The following is a 2,830-nucleotide window of genomic DNA, read 5'->3' on the forward strand; positions in this document are numbered from 1 at the left end:
CAATCATGGGGTCAGATCATGCAAGGCTTGGGCCGGTTTTGCAGACCATCCCTAGATGTCGTTGGATGCAGGTGGCGCCGTGAAAGACCGTTCGTGGCCGACTGTAGCCGGTCCCGCCAGCGTAGCGAAAGGGTCCAGTGTGCCCGGCAAGAGATCACGGCAATCAGTCCGTAAATCCGAAATGCAGTAAGAAGTTTGAGTCATTATTTGTAAATGCGTACCCCTCCCAAAAGACCTCTGATGACATCGAGGTCGGCTTTGTCACATCAAAGATGGAGCCGGATTGAAGAACGTCTGAAAAGTGATTCAAAAAACCACGGATGACGTTTGCCTGATTTATCTCAGACGTTTTTGGCGAGTACGCTTGCGCGAAGAACCAACTTGCAAGCGATCGCTCGAGAACATCTCTCCAATCACTCTCCAGTTGATCAAGTCGGACGGTTGCTCGGGCCTGCCTCGGCGAGTTGCCAACTTCGGTTGCGCATTCAGCCCCAACGCCTACTTGCGGTTGAAAGTGAGATGCTACGGCTTCAGCAAGGGAAAGGTCGCCATGGAGCTGTTCCAGCGAGTACATGCAATCGTGATCGCACCCCCGGTTGAACTCGGCCATTACTTCAAGAATGCCGTTGCAGGCGAAGAGGCTCGAACGATTCGGCTGACTGAGGCCAGCGCGGGGTTGACCCTTTGTTTCCATTTCTAGTTTCCTATCAAATTGACCGCCAGCCGGCCTAATGCTTCCGCAGCTTAAGTGACAGGGCTACGGCGTTTGTTAACGCGTTGAAGATTGACGCACATGCGCATCCAATTGAGATTCGCTTGAAAATTTACTCATACGGTCAGGCGGTCACCCGCTGAACCGGGCGTCGATGACGAATGTCGGCTCCTGGCCGTCTGCTGTCGGCTGGTTCGGCTACGGCAGCTTCGGCCTAAAGCCACTCATGGCAGAGTTGAAAAGACGGGCCGCCTCTTCGCGGCCGGGTTTGCACACCATCAGCAGGTTGAGAACCTTCCGGCGCGTGACGTAACCAACATAGAGGAATACGTTCTCGCCCGAGACTTCTGCCGCATAACTCATCTCGAGTCCGACGCCGCCAGAATGTGGTTTGACCGACCGGCGCAAGACCTCAACGCGGGTTGGCGACTGCTGCTCGTGCGCCGCAATTCGGCTATTCACGTTGACGTCCGCGAACTCCTCAGCCTTTTCCGCAGGAATCTCGAAGAACTGGACGCTGAGAATGATGGCGGCGCCTTCCTTTTCTGAATGAAGATTCAGCGTGTTGGAATCCGGCCCGGGATATGACCTCCAATGGTCGGGAAGGTCCAGCATGAACTCGTTGTAGGTATGCTGCACGACCCCAGCCAGACGAACTTCCTTTGGCGGATTGGGGGGATTCACGGAGAACGTGTAGTTCAGTTTCAAGCTGCCCTCGACAGGAATTTTTCTGGGCCCCGCCTGTAGAGTTCGCGGCGCTTTCCGCAACTTTAGCCCCGCAACAGAGGTCAGCGACTACTCACGTAGCGTTGAAACTGAGGGTACGTGGCGTACCGTCTGCTGTTGGCCAGATTCTGAATCTGACAGCCGATGCTCGTTAAAAAAAGTATTTTTGACTCAAACTATTGCGACGTGATTCTGGGAAGTTGGTCGGGCCTATTGACTGGGCCATCAGGCGCGTCGATTCCGTACATCTTGAGCATATCGCCAACTGGTACTGCCCCAGAAGAGAAAATTCGGTCGATATCTTCGTCTACCCTATCTCGCCACACGTGCGTTCCACGACCTCTGTCTTGAATTGGAGACCGCCCTTGATAGACGGCTGGATTGCCATGCTCGTCGTTCGCAAGTGGTGATGTCACACAACGTAGCGTGTAACGGGCGGAATCCAGATGGAATAGGGCCGCGTCGATGCTACCCTGCGCCTTGTAGTCAAGCGCCCGTTTTAGATTGAATCGCACCCATGCATTGATACGGGTTCGTGCTTGGCTGACTTCTTCATTTGGAGCTCGCATCGCATGAGCAAATGGCTGCTGCTTGTACTGCTGCGCCAATTGAGCATCTGTTGTTCTTTGATTGTTGGAGACCTGTGCCGGGGAGGTGGTCGCGCAACCTGCCCCCAGTATCGACACAAAAAGAACTCCCGCGTAAACGTACCGATTCATTAAGCCCATCCCTTGGTTCAACAATGCAATGGTTGCGTGGAGAAGCTGAAACGCATCACGGATGACCGCTTCTGGCCGTCTACCGACCTAGCTATTTCTGCCAGACCAATTGCAATTCTCCATCAACGAAGCCCAGCCCGACCGCTTGCTTCTGCCTGAGGATTTTCCCGCTAGGTTGGAAGTCCAAGAAGCTCAGTACAAGGCTGTAGAGACGGCGTTGGCATTCCTCCCATTCTCGACTGGAAAAACTGGTCGGAATTTCCAATGTCCTTTCTGCTGGTTCCCACACCTCATCGCAGGCCCAGTCGGCATGTGCAGAGTCAAACGAGCCAGCGCCGATCAACTCGATGCCAAACTTTACCTCCGGGGTCTCCGGATACTCGAAGAGATTGAAGGCGTACGCCGAAACGGACGCGGGCATCGGCTCGGACAAAGCCCGGGTCAGCCAAGTGCGAAAGTTCTCTTCAAAAGACATACTGCGTTGCTGGGAGTCGGCGCCAGTCTTGAGCGTCCGCTGATGGCTGATTGTTCATGGCCGATCGGTCGGTGTGCGCGCTTCAGAACAAGCGACTCTCAAGTCCAGACGGTGTTGTGTGCGCGCCGCGAAGGTCGGCTATGGGTAAGCGTCCGGGCAACCCATCTTGATTCCTGTCGGCGGGCCTAGGAGCATCGT

At 54.8% G+C, this 2,830-nt stretch carries 4 protein-coding genes; all 4 read right to left on the minus strand.

Annotated elements, in window-relative coordinates; all coding sequences use genetic code 11:
* Positions 1 to 163: 163 nt before the first annotated feature.
* Positions 164 to 694 carry a hypothetical protein gene (locus ACODT0_RS42205; RefSeq protein WP_489044022.1) on the minus strand — a complete coding sequence of 177 codons (531 nt, stop codon included), beginning with the start codon at positions 692 to 694 and terminating at the stop codon, positions 164 to 166.
* A gap of 216 nt (positions 695 to 910) precedes the next feature.
* Positions 911 to 1,420 carry a hypothetical protein gene (locus ACODT0_RS42210; protein ID WP_489044023.1) on the minus strand — a complete coding sequence of 170 codons (510 nt, stop codon included), beginning with the start codon at positions 1,418 to 1,420 and terminating at the stop codon, positions 911 to 913.
* A gap of 194 nt (positions 1,421 to 1,614) precedes the next feature.
* Positions 1,615 to 2,157 (minus strand): hypothetical protein, encoded by a 543-nt coding sequence (locus tag ACODT0_RS42215; protein ID WP_489044024.1) that lies wholly within the window; start codon positions 2,155 to 2,157, stop codon positions 1,615 to 1,617.
* 91 nt (positions 2,158 to 2,248) lie between these two features.
* Positions 2,249 to 2,632, minus strand: a complete 384-nt coding sequence (locus ACODT0_RS42220) for a hypothetical protein (RefSeq protein WP_209542012.1) — start codon at positions 2,630 to 2,632, stop codon at positions 2,249 to 2,251.
* Positions 2,633 to 2,830: the final 198 nt, after the last annotated feature.

It is taken from the genome of Variovorax sp. FG153, assembly GCF_057809595.1.

What these genes read in the sequence shown, in the direction of transcription:
- ACODT0_RS42205 (WP_489044022.1), bottom strand. Translation starts at nt 694, where the DNA reads ATGGAAACAAAGGGTCAACCCCGCGCTGGCCTCAGTCAGCCGAATCGT.
- ACODT0_RS42215 (WP_489044024.1), bottom strand. Translation starts at nt 2,157, where the DNA reads ATGAATCGGTACGTTTACGCGGGAGTTCTTTTTGTGTCGATACTGGGG.
- ACODT0_RS42220 (WP_209542012.1), bottom strand. Translation starts at nt 2,632, where the DNA reads ATGTCTTTTGAAGAGAACTTTCGCACTTGGCTGACCCGGGCTTTGTCC.